This is a genomic window from Umezawaea tangerina (genome assembly GCF_003002815.1).
Taxonomy (GTDB): domain Bacteria; phylum Actinomycetota; class Actinomycetes; order Mycobacteriales; family Pseudonocardiaceae; genus Umezawaea; species Umezawaea tangerina.
The window spans coordinates 1-14,186 of record NZ_PVTF01000017.1 but is presented as its reverse complement, the minus strand read 5'-3'; the positions used below and the strand labels follow the sequence as shown (position 1 = coordinate 14,186).

At 73.6% G+C, this 14,186-nt stretch carries 15 protein-coding genes; 8 read left to right on the top strand and 7 right to left on the bottom strand.

What is annotated here, in order from left to right:
- The first annotated feature begins 116 nt into the window (after positions 1-116).
- Together CLV43_RS40210 and CLV43_RS40205 are read left to right on the top strand one after the other, a co-directional pair.
- The gene (locus CLV43_RS40210; protein WP_211304795.1) at positions 117-1,766 is read left to right on the top strand and encodes an IclR family transcriptional regulator domain-containing protein; all 1,650 of its coding nucleotides are present in this window, start codon (positions 117-119) and stop codon (positions 1,764-1,766) included.
- Between the two features lie 115 nt (positions 1,767-1,881).
- Positions 1,882-2,505, top strand: a complete 624-nt coding sequence (locus tag CLV43_RS40205; protein ID WP_106194938.1) for a GTP cyclohydrolase II — start codon at positions 1,882-1,884, stop codon at positions 2,503-2,505.
- Between the two features lie 21 nt (positions 2,506-2,526).
- Here CLV43_RS40205 and CLV43_RS40200 read toward each other — a convergent pair whose 3' ends face one another.
- The 4 genes from CLV43_RS40200 to CLV43_RS40185 all read right to left on the bottom strand — a co-directional run bounded on the left by CLV43_RS40200 (position 2,527) and on the right by CLV43_RS40185 (position 5,679).
- Positions 2,527-3,120: a TetR family transcriptional regulator gene (locus CLV43_RS40200; RefSeq protein ID WP_211304794.1), complete on the bottom strand. Its 594-nt coding sequence runs from the start codon at positions 3,118-3,120 to the stop codon at positions 2,527-2,529.
- A gap of 94 nt (positions 3,121-3,214) precedes the next feature.
- Entirely contained in the window at positions 3,215-4,192 is a 978-nt protein-coding gene (locus CLV43_RS40195; RefSeq protein ID WP_106194932.1) for a helix-turn-helix domain-containing protein, read from the bottom strand.
- A 21-nt stretch (positions 4,193-4,213) separates the two neighbouring features.
- The gene (locus CLV43_RS40190) at positions 4,214-5,191 is read right to left on the bottom strand and encodes an alpha/beta hydrolase (protein ID WP_106194929.1); all 978 of its coding nucleotides are present in this window, start codon (positions 5,189-5,191) and stop codon (positions 4,214-4,216) included.
- Between the two features lie 110 nt (positions 5,192-5,301).
- Positions 5,302-5,679, bottom strand: coding sequence for a VOC family protein (locus CLV43_RS40185; RefSeq protein ID WP_106194926.1), 378 nt, complete (start codon positions 5,677-5,679; stop codon positions 5,302-5,304).
- Positions 5,680-5,736: 57 nt separating this feature from the next.
- Between CLV43_RS40185 and CLV43_RS40180 the strand changes: the two genes are divergently transcribed.
- The 4 genes from CLV43_RS40180 to CLV43_RS40165 all read left to right on the top strand — a co-directional run bounded on the left by CLV43_RS40180 (position 5,737) and on the right by CLV43_RS40165 (position 8,681).
- Complete coding sequence (locus CLV43_RS40180; protein ID WP_106194923.1) at positions 5,737-6,495, top strand: TetR/AcrR family transcriptional regulator; 759 nt, start codon at positions 5,737-5,739, stop codon at positions 6,493-6,495.
- 102 nt (positions 6,496-6,597) lie between these two features.
- Complete coding sequence (locus tag CLV43_RS40175; RefSeq protein WP_106194920.1) at positions 6,598-6,801, top strand: antitoxin; 204 nt, start codon at positions 6,598-6,600, stop codon at positions 6,799-6,801.
- A gap of 175 nt (positions 6,802-6,976) precedes the next feature.
- The gene (locus CLV43_RS40170; protein ID WP_106194917.1) at positions 6,977-7,396 is read left to right on the top strand and encodes a YciI family protein; all 420 of its coding nucleotides are present in this window, start codon (positions 6,977-6,979) and stop codon (positions 7,394-7,396) included.
- Positions 7,397-7,433: 37 nt separating this feature from the next.
- Positions 7,434-8,681 carry an RNA polymerase sigma factor gene (locus tag CLV43_RS40165; RefSeq protein WP_106194914.1) on the top strand — a complete coding sequence of 416 codons (1,248 nt, stop codon included), beginning with the start codon at positions 7,434-7,436 and terminating at the stop codon, positions 8,679-8,681.
- Between the two features lie 3 nt (positions 8,682-8,684).
- Here CLV43_RS40165 and CLV43_RS40160 read toward each other — a convergent pair whose 3' ends face one another.
- The 3 genes from CLV43_RS40160 to CLV43_RS40150 all read right to left on the bottom strand — a co-directional run bounded on the left by CLV43_RS40160 (position 8,685) and on the right by CLV43_RS40150 (position 12,349).
- On the bottom strand, positions 8,685-9,608 hold the full coding sequence (locus CLV43_RS40160) for a zinc-binding dehydrogenase (protein ID WP_106194911.1): 924 nt from the start codon (positions 9,606-9,608) through the stop codon (positions 8,685-8,687).
- Positions 9,609-9,675: 67 nt separating this feature from the next.
- Positions 9,676-10,440 carry an aminotransferase class IV gene (locus CLV43_RS40155; protein ID WP_106194908.1) on the bottom strand — a complete coding sequence of 255 codons (765 nt, stop codon included), beginning with the start codon at positions 10,438-10,440 and terminating at the stop codon, positions 9,676-9,678.
- A 124-nt stretch (positions 10,441-10,564) separates the two neighbouring features.
- Positions 10,565-12,349: a family 20 glycosylhydrolase gene (locus CLV43_RS40150; protein ID WP_281262202.1), complete on the bottom strand. Its 1,785-nt coding sequence runs from the start codon at positions 12,347-12,349 to the stop codon at positions 10,565-10,567.
- A 221-nt stretch (positions 12,350-12,570) separates the two neighbouring features.
- Here CLV43_RS40150 and CLV43_RS40145 point away from each other — a divergent pair, with 221 nt between their 5' ends.
- Positions 12,571-13,176, top strand: a complete 606-nt coding sequence (locus CLV43_RS40145; protein ID WP_211304793.1) for a bifunctional 4-hydroxy-2-oxoglutarate aldolase/2-dehydro-3-deoxy-phosphogluconate aldolase — start codon at positions 12,571-12,573, stop codon at positions 13,174-13,176.
- Complete coding sequence (locus CLV43_RS40140) at positions 13,173-14,090, top strand: sugar kinase (protein WP_106194902.1); 918 nt, start codon at positions 13,173-13,175, stop codon at positions 14,088-14,090. Before CLV43_RS40145 ends, CLV43_RS40140 begins: the two co-directional genes overlap by 4 nt.
- The last annotated feature ends 96 nt before the right edge of the window (positions 14,091-14,186 follow it).

Sequence of the window (14,186 nt, the reverse complement as noted above, 5' to 3'; positions counted from 1 at the left end):
CACCGAACACGGGTTCGCTCCACGTGCGCCGAACGCGGGTTCGTCGCCCGGTCGCGGAGGCCACCGCCTCTACGATGTCCGGAGCGCCGCGGCCCCGCGGCCCGACCAGACGGGACGTGACCGTGCGGGACGCCGGCGAGGACACCGCGGGCCCGTTCGAACGCGGACTGGCCGTGCTGCGCGCCGTCGCGGCGGACCCCGAGCCGCGGCTGCGCCGGGTCGACCTCACCAAGTCCACCGGGCTCGCCAGGTCCACTGTGGACCGGATCACCGCGACGTGGCTGCACCTGGGTTTCCTGCGCGCCGAGGGCCAGGACCTGGTGCTCGCTCCGCGCGCCATGGAGCTGGGCAACGCCTACCTGGCCTCGTGCGGGCTGGTCGAGCCGTTGCAGCCGCTGGTCACCAGGCTCGCCGACGAGCTGGACGAGTCCGTGTCGCTGGCCGTCCCGGACGCCGACGGGGCCCGGCTGGTCGCGCAGTCGGCCCGGCGGCGGGCCCTGTACCTGGCGTTCCACGTCGGCGGCCTGCTGCCCGACGACCGCAGCGCCGCCGGGGTGGTGCTGGCCGCGGCGTGGACCGAGGACCGGTACACGGCGTGGCGCGACCGCCGCACCGCCGACCCGCTGGACGCCGGGTTCCCGGCCGTGCCCGCGCTCGACACCGCCGCGACCGACCGGGAGGCCCGGTTCCGCGCCCGCGTCACCACCGCCGCCGCGCGGGGATGGGCGCTGGACGACCAGTGGGTCGAACCCGGCCTGCTCGCGCTGGCCGTGCCGGTGCGCGACGCCGACGGGCGGGCGGTCGCCGCGGTGAGCGTGCTCAGCCACGCCGGCAGGCACACCGCCGCGTCGTTCCCGGACACCGTGCTGCCGCGGCTGCGGGAAGCCGTGCGGGACATGGAGGCCGCGCTTCGCGGGCCGCACGCGGCGGCGGAGGCGTCGGTGCCGACCGCGGACGAGCTGCGGTCGACCAAGGACGAGCTGGGCATGGAGTTCCTGGAGACGCTGGCCCGCGGGGTCGCGGTGCTCAAGGCGTTCCGGTTCGCGCCGGGCGGGCTGACGATCTCCGCCGCGGCCGCCGCCAGCGGGCTGCCCCGCGCGACCGCGCGCCGGGCGCTGCTCGTGCTGCGCGAGGCCGGGTACGCCGCCAGCGACGACCGGCTGTTCACGCTGCGCCCGGCCGTGCTGGACCTCGGGTACTCGCGGCTGTCCTCGCTGACGCTGGCCGACATCGCCCAGCCGCACCTGGCCGACCTGGCCGCCGCCGTCGGCGAGTCGGTGTCGATGGCCGTGCTCGACGGCGACCGGGTGCGGTACGTGGCCAGGGTGGCCACGACCCGGATCACGCGGATCGACATCGCGATCGGCACCCGGTTCCCGGCCTACGCCACGGCGATGGGCCGCGTCCTGCTCGCCGGGCTGCCCGCCGGGCGGCGGGCCGCACTGCTGGACGCCACCGAGCGCAGGCCCCTGACCGGGCACACCCTGGTCGCCACGGCGGACCTCGTGGCCGCCGTCGACGAGGTGGAACGCGCCGGGTGGGCGCTCGTCGACCAGGAGCTCCAGGACGGGCTGCGGTCGCTGGCCGTCGGGGTGCGCGACCGGTCGGGCGCGGTCGTCGCGGCGGTCAACACCGCGCTGCACGTGGGCCGGGACGAGCCCGCGGAGACCGTGGCCCGGTTGCTGCCCGCGTTGCGCGAGGCCGTGGGCCGGATCGAGGCCGACCTCGCGGTGGCGTTCGACCAGGCCCAGCTCGTCGTGCAGTAGCCGCACCCGCCGACCGGACTGTGCGCACGACCACACTCCTTGTTCAAATTCAAACGAACGTGTGTAGTGTCGATCTCGTGGTTCGAAGACGAACAGCAGTCGATCGGAGCCGGTCATGACCTCCCCCACCGCCCCAGCCTCGGTCCGCACCCGCGTCCGGGTCCCGCTCAGGTTCGGCGACGGTTTCAGCACGACGGCCGACACCATCACCTTCCACGGCCTGGTCGACGGCGCCGAGCACGTGGCGATGGTGTTCGGCGACCCGGCAGCGCAGGCCGCGCCGCTGGTGCGGATGCACTCGGAGTGCCTGACCGGGGACGTGTTCGGCTCGGCGCGGTGCGACTGCGGGCCGCAGCTGCGGGAGGCCGCCCAGCGGCTGTCCGAACAGGGCGGCGTGCTGCTCTACCTGCGCCAGGAGGGACGCGGGATCGGGCTGTACAACAAGCTCGACGCGTACGCGTTGCAGGACCAGGGGTTGGACACCTACGAGGCGAACAGCGCGCTGGGGCTGCCCGAGGACGGGCGGGACTACACCGCGGCCGCGCAGATGCTGGGCGCGCTGGGGATCGACACCATCAGCCTGCTGTCGAACAACCCCGACAAGGGGGCGCAGCTGAGCGCGCACGGCATCACCGTGCGCGACCGCGTGCCGACCGGGGTGTTCGCGACCGCCAGCAACCTGAGCTACCTGCGGGCGAAGGTCGAGCACACCGGCCACACGATCGCGCTCGCCGGGTAGGTCCACTGTGGACGGAGCGGGTCAGCTCCTGGTGGTCACCACGTCCATGGCGCGGTCGATGAACGCCGGCATGCCGACCTCGCCGTCCGTGGTGGCCCAGGCCTGGAACGCGGCGTCCAGGCAGCCCAGCGCGGCGGCCACCAGCGCGCGCGGCCGGGGGTCGGCCGGGTCGTCGGCGAGACCGAGCCTGCGCGCGACCTCCGGGACCAGGAGGTTCTGCCAGCGCGCCTGCTTCTCCACCTGGCGGGCCTTGAGCGACGGGGTCTCGGCGAGCATCCGGCCCAGGCTCAGCGCGCGCACCGGCGACGACCCGCTGCTCTCGTAGGCGGCCTGGAAACCCGCGCGCAGGCCCAGCCACGGGTCCTCGCCGCACGGACGGGCCTTGACGGTGGCCTCGATCAGCCCGCCCAGCTCTTCCAGATGGCCCAGCACCACGTCTTCCTTGGTCGGGAAGTAGCGGAAGAAGCTGGTGCGGGACATGCCCGCGGCACGGGCGATGTCGTCCACCGTGGTGTGGTCGAAACCGCGGCGCGCGAACAGGTCGAACGCCACCACGGCGACCTCGGCGCGCATCGCCCGCCGTGCCCTGTCCCGAAGACCTGTCGTCTCGCTCACGTGGTCGATGCTACGGGGTTTCGGCCCCTCGCAGGCCACCAACCGCGAGGCCGTGGACCGGTGGCCGGGACCGGCCGCGCGCACGACCGTCCACTTAGGCCTGTTCGGGGTGTTGGTGCAGGCGGCGCAAGGCGATGGCAAGTTGCAGGCGCAGTCGGCCGGACGGGTCGCGGACCGACCAGCCGAGCAGGTCCTCCAGGTGGGCGAGCCGGTCCTGGAGGGTGGAGTGGTGCACCACCAGGGTCGACGCGGCGGTGCGCAGGCTCGGCGTGGTCGCGACGGCCACCAGCGTGGCCAGCGCCCAGGGTGCCGCGGACCGGGCGCGTTCCAGGTCCCGCACGTCCTGGACCGGTTCGCTGCCGGGCCCGACAGCCGCCGCCAGAACGACCAGTCCGCCCAGGCGGTCCGCGTGCACGACCGACGGGCCGGGGTCCTGTTCGGTGCCCGCGGCGGCGAAGCGCAGCGCGGTCCTCGCCGCCGTCCACGAGGACGGGAGGTCCAGCACCGGGACGGTCGGGCCGATCCCCGCGCGCCCCGGCGGCGGTTCCCGGTCCTCGGCGAGGACCTTGGGGCGGTTGCCGTCCAGCGCCACGGCCCGCGCCCTCGCGCCCAACCCCAGCCTGCGCGCGGCCCGCTGCCGGGCGCGTTCGTCGACGGCGACGTCGAGCACCGCCGCCACGTCGTCCGCGGCGGCCGGACCCCGTTGCCTGGCCAGGACTCCGCGCGCGGCGGAGAGGGCGCGTTCGAGGACCATCGCCTCGACCGGACCCGCCGCGCCGGGGCGTTCGAGCCAGAGCGCGGGCGGACCACCGGGGTGCAGCGGGGCGTTGGGCCACCGGGGATCCGGCGGGTCCGCCGGCGGTCGGACGACGCCCTTCTCGTCCACCCGGACGCAGACCCCGCGGTCGTCGTCGACCAGCCGCGCGGCGGCCCCCGTGAGGACCGCCGCGCCGCGGACGATCGGCTCCAGACCGGCGCGGGCCTCGACCAGCCGGTCGAAGTAGGCGATCACCTTGACGGCGGCGCCCGCGTCCGGGTCCAGTGCGGCGAGCCTGCCTACTAGGTCTTCCACCTGTTCATCGTGCCACCGGGATCAGAGGCCCAGCACCCGTCGCAGCCAGGGGGCGCGGGGACCTCCCGCGGTCTGCGCGAGGAGCGTCTGCGGGGCCAGCAGCTCGAACCCGTGGAAGCCGCCGGGCCACACGTGCAGCTCGGCTTCGCCGCCCGCCGCCCAGATGCGCGAGGCGAACTCCACGACCTCGTCGCGGAAGGTCTCCGCGGAGCCCACGTCCAGGTAGGTCGGCGGGAGGTTCGACAGGTCGGTCGCGCGGGCGGGCGCGGCGTACGGCGGGACGTCCGCCGTGCCGCGGGCGTCGCCGAGCAGCGCGGTCCAGCCCATGTCGTTCGACGTCCGGTCCCAGATGCCCCGGCCGACCATCTGCCGGGCCGACACGGACTCGTTGCGGTCGTCCAGCATGGGGCAGAACAGGAGCTGCGCGGCGATCGCGGGACCACCGCGGTCGCGGGCCAGCAGGGTGGTCGCCGCGGCGAGGCCGCCGCCCGCGCTGGCGCCCGCCACGACGATCCGGTCGGGGTCGACGCCGAGCTCCTCGGCGTTCTTCGCGGTCCACTGGAGACCGGCGTAGCAGTCGTCGACGGGGACGGGGTGCGGGTGCTCGGGCGCCAGCCGGTACTCCACCGACACGACGGTGAGGCCCAGCTCGGCGGCCAGCTCGAAGGCCTTGCCCGAGTCCGGCCCCCGGTTGCTGCCCATGACCATGCCGCCGCCGTGGATGTAGTAGATCGCGGCGGTGGTCGCGGCGTCGCGGGGGCGCACGACCAGGAGTGGCACGTCGCCGTGCGGGCCGTCGGCGACGTGGTGGGTGACCTCGAAGGCGCCGTCGCGGGCGAGGTCGGCGTCGGTGGCGTCCCGCTCCGCGTTGACCTCGCGCATGGCGGTGACCATCCCGATGGTCAACGAGCTGGGCAGCTCCGGCATGGCCTCCAGTGCCGCCGACAGCTCGGGGTCGAACGGCGGAGGCGGGCCGACGGTGGTGTTGGTGGTCGTCATCGGATCTCCTTGCTCGGGTCACTGCGGTGTGGCCGTCACGACCATCGTCGGCCCGCGGGTCCGGCCGCGGACAGTGCCAGGTGGCGGGGATGCCCCGCCAGTTGGCGGGGTCAGCCGTTCCAGTCCACCAGCTGCACGACGACGCCGTTGGGGTCGCGGACCTGGAACGCCCGCTCGCCCCACTCCTCCGAGGTCAGCGGCATGGTGATCGTGACACCCCCGCCCTGGAGGCGGGCCAGCTCGCCCTCCAGGTCGGCCACGACGAAGGCGAGGATGAGGCCGGTGGCGTGGACGTCCCGCTGGTCCTCGGGCAGCGTGGCGAGGCCGCGGCGCAGGAAGATGACGTTCACGCCCGCGTCCTCGCGGGTGAGGGAGGCGAAGCCGTCGGCGGACATCTGCTCGTGGAAGCCGAAGTGGTCCCGGAGGAACCGAGCGGAGGCTGCGACGTCGTCCACGGTCAGGGAGATGGCGGAAGCGGTGATCTGCATGGGTGCTCCATTCTCTGTACGCAGTACATTGTACGCTGTAAGAAGTGAGGAGTCGCGGTGGCTGGCGAACGGACGAGCGCGGGCGATCCCGACCGCACCCTGCGGCTGCTCTGGCGCGACCCGACGGCGGTCGGGCGCCGGGGCCCTCGGCAAGGGCTGAGCATCGACGGGGTGGTCGACGCGGCCACGGCGCTGGCCGACGCCGAGGGGCTCGACGCCGTGACGATGCGGAAGGTCGCGGCGGAGCTCGGGGTGGTGGCGATGACGCTGTACACCTACGTGCCGGGCAAGGCCGAGCTGCTCGACCTGATGCTGGACGCCGCGTACGCGCGGATGGACCGCGCGGACACCGCGGGCAGGCCGTGGCGGGAGCGGGTCACCGAGGTCGCGGCGGAGAACCGGCGGCTGTTCGAGGCGCACCCGTGGGCGGCGCGGGTGTCCACCGGGCGGCCGCTGTTGGGGCCGGGGCAGATGGCGAAGTACGAGCACGAGCTGTCCGCTGTGGACGGCCTGGGGCTGGACGACGTGGAGATGGACGCGTCGCTCGGCCACCTGCTGGCCTTCGTGCGGGCCTGGGCGCGCGACGCCGCCGACGCGCGGGCGGCGGTGTCGGAGAGCGCGATGACGGACGAGCAGTGGTGGGCGGTCAACGCGCCGCTGCTGGAGCGGGCGCTGGATCCGGGCGCCTACCCGTTGGCGTCGCGGGTCGGGTCGGCCGCGGGTGCGGCGCACGGGACCGCCTACGACCCCGCGTTCGCCTACGAGTTCGGGCTGGCGCGGCTGCTGGACGGGCTGGCGGTGCTGGTCGAGCGGTGAACGGCCTCCGCCCACCTCGGGCGGGCGGGGGTTGGCGGCGGTCACACCGGGGAACCACTGGTGCACCTCCGGACGTTGACCGGGTGTCGAAGGGACGAGCCGATGGCCATGTTGCGCAAGCTCGCGGTACTCGCCACAGCGGCGGCCGCGGCCAGGAAGTACGCCCAGAAGAACCCGGAGAAGGTGAGCAGGCTCGCCGACCAGGCGGGCACCTTCCTCGACCGGCGGACCAAGGGCAGGTACCACCAGCAGATCGACGGCGCGGTGCGGAAGGCGAAGAGCGCCTCCAGGCCCGCGGGCTACTGACCCGGTGAACGGCCGGGCCGCCACGTGCGGCCCGGCCGTTCGCGTTTCCGCAGGTCGGACGGTCGCCGAAAAACTTCCGAGAAAGTTCCGCCCGCGTGTCGATCGGGGTGGTCCTCGTTCGACGCAGGGGTACGGGGCAGGGTGAACGCCCAGCCGAACGGAACGAGGAGCGGACATGCGGTTCATGGCGATCATCAAGGCCACCCCCGACACCGAGGCGGGCGTCCTGCCGACCGAGACCCAGCTCAACGAGATGGGCAAGTTCAACGCGGAGCTGGTCAAGGCCGGTGTGCTGCTCGCGGGTGAGGGCCTGCACTCCAGCTCCAAGGGGGCCCGCGTGAAGTTCGAGGGCGAGAAGCGGACCGTCGTCGACGGGCCGTTCGCCGAGACCAAGGAGCTCATCGCCGGGTTCTGGCTGCTCGACGTGAAGTCGATCGACGAGGCCATCGAGTGGGTCAAGCGCGTGCCGAACTTCGACGACGGCGAGTCCGAGATCGAGATCCGCCGGGTGTTCGAGGCCGAGGACTTCGGCCCGGCGTTCACGCCCGAGGCGCGGGCCGCCGAGGCGGCGCTGCGCGAGCAGATCGGCGGGTAGTTTGCGCGGCCGTCACCCGGTCATGTAGTCAGTGGCTGTGACGGCATCGGATGCACACCGCGCCATCGACGCGGTCTGGAGGATCGAGTCGGCCAGGGTCATCGCCGGTCTCGCGCGGATCGTGCGGGACGTGGGACTCGCCGAGGAGCTTGCGCAGGACGCCCTGGTGGCCGCGTTGGAGCAGTGGCCTGCCGAGGGCGTCCCGCGCAATCCCGGTGCCTGGCTGATGGCGACCGGCAGGCGCCGGGCCATCGACCTCATCCGCCGCGAGCAGAACCTCAGGCGCAAGGTCGAGATCCTGGGCCACGAGCTCGATCCCGACGGTGCGGCGCCCGAGGTGGAGGACCCGCAGGAGATCTCCGACGACCTGCTGCGCCTGGTCTTCGTGTCGTGCCACCCGGTGCTGTCCACGGAGGCGCGGGTCGCGTTGACGCTGCGCCTGTTGGGCGGCCTGACCACCGACGAGATCGCGCGGGCGTTCCTGGCGTCGGAGTCGACGATCGCGCAGCGGATCGTGCGGGCGAAGAAGACGCTGGCCAAGGCCGAGGTGCCGTTCGAGGTGCCCGGCCGCGACGAGCTGCCCGCGCGGCTGTCGTCGGTGCTGGAGGTCGTGTACCTCGTGTTCAACGAGGGGTACTCGGCGACCGCGGGGGACGACTGGCTGCGGCCGTCGCTGTGCAACGAGGCCCTGCGGCTGGGGAGGGTGCTGGCCGGGTTGGCGCCCGCGGAGCCCGAGGTGCACGGGCTGGTGGCACTGATGGAGATCCAGGCCTCGCGGTCGGCCGCGCGGGTCGGGGCGGACGGGAAACCGGTGCTGCTGCTGGAGCAGGACCGGGGGCGGTGGGACCAGCTGCTGATCCGGCGCGGGCTGGCGGCGCTGGCCAAGGCCGAGGAGCTGGGCGGAGCCGGCGGTCCGTACGCCCTGCAGGCGGCCATCGCGGCGTGCCACGGGCGGGCGCGGGAGGCCGACGACACCGACTGGGGGCGGATCGCCGACCTCTACAAGACGCTGGGCGAGGTCATGCCGTCGCCGATCGTCGAGCTGAACCGGGCCGTGGCGGTGTCGATGGCCGAGGGACCGGCCGCGGGGCTGGAGCTCGTCGACGCCCTGGGCGCCGAACCCGCGTTGAAGTCGTACCACCTGCTGCCCAGCGTGCGCGGGGACTTCCTGGCGAAGCTGGGCAGGCTGCCGGAGGCGCGGGCGGAGTTCGAGAAGGCCGCCTCGCTGACCCGCAACGAGCGGGAGCGCACGTTGCTGCTGGAGCGGGCGGAGGGCTGCGGGTGACGGTCAGGTCTCCAGCAGCGTCTTGCCGATGGCGGTGCGCGACTCCATCGCGGCGTGGGCGTCGGCCGCCCGTGCCAACGGGAACCGCTGGCCGATGACCGGCACCAGGCTCTCGAACGCGCGCAGCGCGTAGGTGCGGGCCTGCGAGGTCGTCGGGCGGGACGCGCTGAGCAGCGCCACGCCGTGCTCGGCCGCGGTGGACGCCGGGATGCCCGCCCACTCGCCGCTCGCGGCACCGTGGCTGGTCATCCGGCCGCCCGCCGCCACCAAGGAGAACGCGGTGCGGGCGATGGTGCCGCCCACGCCGTCGAACACCACGTCGAGCGCGCCCACGGCCGCGCGCACCTGGTGCGCCCAGCCGTCGGACCGGTAGTCCACGACCAGGTCGGCGCCGGTGACCGCCGCGACCTTGCGGGGCCCGCCCACCGCCGCGACCACCACGGCCCCGGCGGCGCGGGCCAGCTGCACCAGCAGGGTTCCCACACCGCCCGCGGCGGCCTCGACCAGGACGCGGTCGCCCGCCCGCAGGTCGACCGCGTCGGCGAGCATCGTGGCGGTGCGGCCGTCGGCCAGCAGCGCCACGGCGCGGTCGAGGGGGATGTCCGGCGGGACCGCGATCAGCTCGTCGGCGTTCACGGCCACGCGGTCGGCGTACCCGCCGGAGCCACCGGTGGCGGTCACGACGGTCGCGCCGACGAGCGCCGGGTCCGCGCTCCCGGTGACGACCCCGCCGACACCGTTGCCGGGGATGGTCGGGAGCCGGACCGGCCACGGCGCCCGGCCGGCCCTGACCTGCGTCTCGACGAACGTGATGCCGGCGTAGGCGACGTCGACGACCACCTGGCCGGGGCCCGGTGCCGGGTCCGGGGTCGACTCCTCCACCAGCACCTCGGGTCCACCGAACTCCCTCAACCACACCGCTCGCACGACGCCCCCTGGTGATCCGCCGGAAGTCCGGCCGAGCTTGTCACCTCGACCTTGCTGGAGGTCGAGGTCAGACCTCCCGCCACGGTGCCGAGTCGTAGGCCTCGGTGACGACCTTCATCCGGTCGGCGTCGACCGGGAACACCACGTCGTCGATCGAGGCCACCGGCACGATCCCCCTGGCGTTGGTGAGGAACGCGCCGTCGAACGACGCCACCTCGTCCAGCCTGACCTCGGCGAGCCTGGACACGACCTCGCGCTCGGTCAGGGCGAAGTTGAGCAGCTGCATGGTGATGCCCAGCAGCACGGGCGCGTCGGGCCACACGACGGTGTCGTCGTCGAAGAAGCCGATGTTCGTGGTGGCGCCCTCGGTGACGAAGCCGTCCTGGGTGACCATCAGCGCGTCGTCGAAGCCCTCGCGGCGCACGAGCCGGGTGTAGTGCGCCTGCGCGAACCCGCCGAGGTGCTTGACCTGTGCGAACGGGCGGGCGTACGGGACCGCGCGCAGGCGCTGCGGCGTGGCGGGCGGCTCACCGGGCGGCATCACGGTGACCATGAACGACAGCTCGTCCTCGGGCTGGAACACGTACACGCGCAGCGACGCGTCCACGACGCCGGTGAGCGCGTGCCGCAGGTGCCGCAGCAGCAGCTCCTCGTCGAGAGCGCTGTCGAAGACCTCCCTGCTGCCCGCGCGCAGCCGGGCCAGGTGCAGGTCGAGGCCGCGGACCTTGTGGTCGCGGACCTGCATGGCGGTGAAGTGCCCGTGCGTCGACACCGCCGGGTGCGCGAGGGTCTCGGCGGTGGCCGCGCGGCCATCGATCTCGATGCGCGTCATGACCTCATCTCACACCATCCGGCCACCCCGTGGGTGAGCAGAAACAGCGTGATCATTCCGGTTGAACCGGGACGGTCCGGTGGCCGTAAGCGGGTCGGGGAGGCCGCCCACGGCCACCGGCCCCTCAGCAGGCGCCGCTGTCGCGCCAGACGCCCCACTCCCCCGTGGTGCCGGGCTCCTCGCCCTGCGTCCACCACTGGGCGGTCCACTTCCGGCCCGCGTGCGACACGACGTTCGTGGCGACGTAGACCTTGGCGCGGTCCCACGCCGCCGGGCAGTTCCCCGGCGGAGGCGTGGTCGTGGTGGTCGTCGTCGTGGTGGTCGTCGTGGTCGTGGTGCCCGTCTCCCACGGCACCTGCGTCGACCGGTAGAAGTTGATTCCTTGCACGGTCCAGCGCGGCGCCTGCGCGGCCAGGCGCAGCTTGAACTGGTCCCAGCTGTGCGTCGACCACGGCGACCAGCCGAGCTCCGCGATGGCCGAGAGCCTCGGGAAGGCCATGTACTCGATGTTCGCCGAGGTGACCAGCGTCTCCGTCCACAGTGGAGCCTCGACGCCGCGGACGGAGGACTCGCCGACCCCGCTCAGGTACGCGCCGGGGTTCCACTCGTAGGCGTCCTGCACCTCGATGCGGGCCGCCCAGTCCTGGCCCAGCGGCGTGCTCGCGTTGTACTTCATGTCCAGGTAGGCCTTGTTGGCCGGGGACAGCAGGACCTTGTTGCCGCGGGCCGCGGCGGCCGAGACGACGGAGTTCGACGTGGTGGTGCCCCAGTACTGCGGCACCGCCGTGGTGTCGGTCGTCGTCTTCACGAACTCGTGCCAGCCCATGACCTGCTTGCCGTACTTCTTCACGATCGGCAGCGCGCGGTTCATGAACGCCTGGTAGTCGGCGTCGCTGGTGGCGCTGGCCTCGTCGCCGCCGAGGTGGAAGTACGGGCCGGGCGTGATCGCGGCGATCTCGCGGACCACGTCGTCGATGAACTGGTAGGTCACGTCCTTGGACACGCACAGGGAGCTGTAGCCGACCGCTGTGTCCGTGCGCAGGGCGGGTGCGACGCCGTTGCAGTTCAGCTCCGCGTAGGAGGCGAGCGCCGCGTTGGTGTGGCCGGGCAGGTCGACCTCGGGGATCACGGTGATGTGCCGCGAGGCCGCGTACGCCACGATCTCCTGGTACTGCGCCTTGGTGTAGAAGCCGCCCGCGCCGCCGCCGACCTGGGTGCTGCCGCCGATGGTGGTGAGCTTGGGCCAGCTGTCGACGACCAGCCGCCAACCCTGGTCGTCGGTGAGGTGCAGGTGGAAGTAGTTGACCTTGTACGCGGCGAGCTGGTCGAGGTAGCGCTTGACCGCGGCGACCGGCTGGAAGTGCCTTGCCACGTCGAGCATCGCGCCGCGGTGGCCGAACCGCGGGTAGTCCAGGATCGAGGTGCCGGGCAGCGTCCACGGTCCACTCTGGACGGTCGTGCTCTCGACCTTCGCGGGCAGCAGCTGGCGCAGGGTCTGCACGCCGCCGAACAGCCCGTCGGACCCGTTCGCCCGCAGCACCACGGTCCCCGCGGTCACGTCGAGCTGGTAGCCCTGGGTGCCCACGCTCGGGTTCGCACCGCCGAGCAGCAGCGAGATGCCGTCGGCGGGGGTGCCGGACGCGTCGGACACCGGCAGCGCGAACCCGGTGGACCCGCGCAGCAGCCCGGCCAGGTAGTCGCCGACCGCGCGGGCGTCCGCGAAACCGGCCTGGGTGTAGATCCTGGTCGTCGAGGTCAGCGAGTACGTCACGCCCGCGGTGGTCTGCACCGAGACCGGGACGGGCACGACGCTCTTCAGCGGTTCGGCGGCCTGGGCGACACCCGGCGCGCGCACGCCGACCGAGACGACGACCGCCCCGCTGACGACTAGTGCAGCGGCGGCGACCACGCGCCCCACCCGGTGCCATCGACCTCGTTGGAGCGCTGGGGTTTCCACGTCGTCCTCCTCGGTCGGACCGATCCCACGTCCGCAGCGTGCTGAACCGCGGACCCTTTTGTCAATGGTCTGAACCACTTGGTATGACCCGGTCGGCCACTTGCCGCACCGGTGGGTGTATTCATCACGAACAATCACCGGCTGCGGCGGCACGACGAAGGGAACGTGGCGGAATGGTGGACTTCTCGACCGCGCTGGAGGCCGGACGGCTGGTCGCCATCGTGCGCGGCGACGACGCGCGGGCGGCCGTCCGCGTCCTGTTCGAGTCCGGCGTCCGGCTGGTGGAGATCTCGCTGACCAGCCCGGACGCCCTGGCCGTCATCGCGGACCTGGCGGGCGAGACCCCGGACGACGGGTGGCTGGGCGTGGGCACGATCCGCACGCCGCGGGACGTCGACGACGCGCTGGCCGCCGGTGCCCGGTTCGCGGTCAGCCCGGCGACCACGGCCGCCGTCGGCCACTCGGTGGAGTCCGGACTGCCGGTGCTCGCGGGTGTCCTGACCCCGACCGAGGTCGAGACCGCACTAGCCTACGGGGCGCGGGCGCTCAAGCTGTTCCCCGCCTCGCTCGGCGGCGTCGACTACCTCGAAGCGCTGCGGGCGCCGTTCCCCGACGTGCCGTTCGTGCCGGTCGGCGGGGTGGGGGTCGACGAGGCCGTCGCCTACCTCAAGGCGGGCGCGGTGGCCGTGGGTGTCGGCTCACCGCTGATGGGCACGGGCCTGGACGGCCTCGCGGACCGGGCCAAGCGGCTGCTGGACGCGGTCCGGGGCGCCCGATGACCGTGGACGTCCTGGCGTTCGGCGAGACGATGGCCGTCCTGCGGGCGACCGCGCCGGGTCCGCTGCGGCTGGCCAGGACCATGGAGCTGGGCATGGCGGGCGCGGAGAGCACCGTCGCGATAGGACTGTCGAGGCTGGGCCACCGCGCGGGCTGGGTCGGCAGGGTGGGTGACGACGAGCTCGGTTCGCTGGTCGCCGAACGGCTGCGCGCCGAGCGGGTCGACGCGGTGGTCGTCCGCGATCCCGACGCCCCGACGGGTCTGCTGCTCCGCGAGCAGCGCACGGTCGACCAGGCGCGGGTCGCCTACTACCGCACGGCCTCCGCGGGCTCCCGCCTCCGCCCCGAAGACCTGCGCGGACCACTCCGCGCAGGCGCGCGGGTCCTGCTGTTCACCGGCATCACCCCGGCCCTGTCCGACACCGCGCTCGACGCCACCCGGACCGCCGTGGACCACGCCGCGGCGCACGGGTGGACCGTGTGCCTGGACGTCAACCACCGGACGAAGCTCTGGACGTCGCGGGAGGCCTCGGACGCCCTCACCCCGTTGGCCGCCAAGGCGACCGTCGTGTTCGGCGACGAGGCCGAGCTGGACCTCGTCGGCGGCGCGCGGGCGTTGCTGGACAAGGGGGTCCGCGAGGTCGTCACCAAACGCGGGGCCGACGGCGCCGAGACCACCACGGCCGGCGGCCGCTGGTCGGCACCGGCCAGACCGACCGGGCTGGCGGACGTCATCGGCGCGGGCGACGCCTTCGTGGCCGGTTACCTGTCGGCCCTGCTGGACGACCTCGACCAGCCCGCGCGCCTGGAGCGCGCCACCACGGTCGCGGCCTTCGCCGTCGGCACCACCGGCGACTGGGAGGGCCTGCCCACCAGGGCCGAGCTGCCCCAGTACGGGAGTGGCACCGCGCGCTAGATGTAGTGATTTGTGACGTTGTTGACGGTTAGGCGGCCAGTCGGCTGATCGGTGGTCGACCACCGAGGGCGCTGTGGGCCCGTCGGGTGTTGTAGT